The sequence below is a fragment of the Streptomyces pseudogriseolus genome (assembly GCA_002154585.1).
GTDB classification, from domain to species: domain Bacteria; phylum Actinomycetota; class Actinomycetes; order Streptomycetales; family Streptomycetaceae; genus Streptomyces; species Streptomyces pseudogriseolus.
In genome coordinates, this window is the sequence record MUNG01000630.1 from 1 (window position 1) to 905 (window position 905).

Annotated in this window: 1 protein-coding gene; it reads left to right on the forward strand. The window is 76.5% G+C overall.

Annotated features, from left to right (window positions below):
- A partial coding sequence (locus tag CCN29_RS33585) for a histidine phosphatase family protein (protein ID WP_086686266.1) occupies nt 1-528 on the forward strand: 528 nt, incomplete at its 5' end.
- Between the last annotated feature and the right edge of the window lie 377 nt (nt 529-905).

Below are 905 nucleotides of genomic sequence, written 5' to 3' on the forward strand. Positions count from 1 at the left end.
CTGCCGCTGACGGCGACCGGCGAGGACCAGGCCAAGTCCCTGGCCCCGCTGCTCGCCGACCGCGCCTTCGCGCTCGTTCTCACCAGCCCGCTGGCCCGCGCCCGACGCACCGCCGAACTGGCGGGCCTCACCGGGGCCGAGCCGGAACCGGACCTGCGCGAGTGGGACTACGGCGCGTACGAGGGCGTGACCACCGCCGACATCCACACCACCCGGCCCGGCTGGGACCTGTGGACCGACGGGGTGCCGCCCGGCGAGGAGTTCCCCGGCGAGTCGCCGGAGCAGGTGGGCGCCCGCGCCGACCGGGTCCTGGCCCGGATCGCCGGGGCATTGGAGCAGGGGGACGTGATGCTGGTCGCCCACGGTCACCTGCTGCGGGTCCTCACCGCCCGCCGCCTGGGCCTTCCCCCGTCCCACGGCCGTCTCTTCCGGCTGGAGACGGGCACCCTGAGCCGCCTGTCCCTGGAGCACGGCTCCCCGGTGATAGCGGAGTGGAACACGAGGCCACCGACACCGGCCCGCAACTGACACCGGCCGGCCACCGGCGCGACGCGGAACTCGGGTTCCCGCCCGGCACGCCGGCGCCTCGCGGGGCTCCGGGCCCCTTCCGGCACACTCGTGCTTCACGGGAGCCCAGGTTCCGGCGCGCTCGCGCCCCCGGGAGCTCTGCTCCCGGCGTGTTCACGCCCCCACCAGGGCTTTTGTCGCTACCCGCGCACTCACGCCCGCGGGGCTCGGGTGCCCTTCCAGCGCGCTCGCGCCTCACCGGGGCTCCGCCTCCGGCCCGCTCACGCTCCACCGGGGCTCTGCTCCCGGCAAGCTCACGACTCGCGAGGCTCGGGGGCCTTCCCGGCACGCTCGCCCCACGGCAGCTCTGCTCCTGGCGCGTTCGCGCCCCGCCGGGA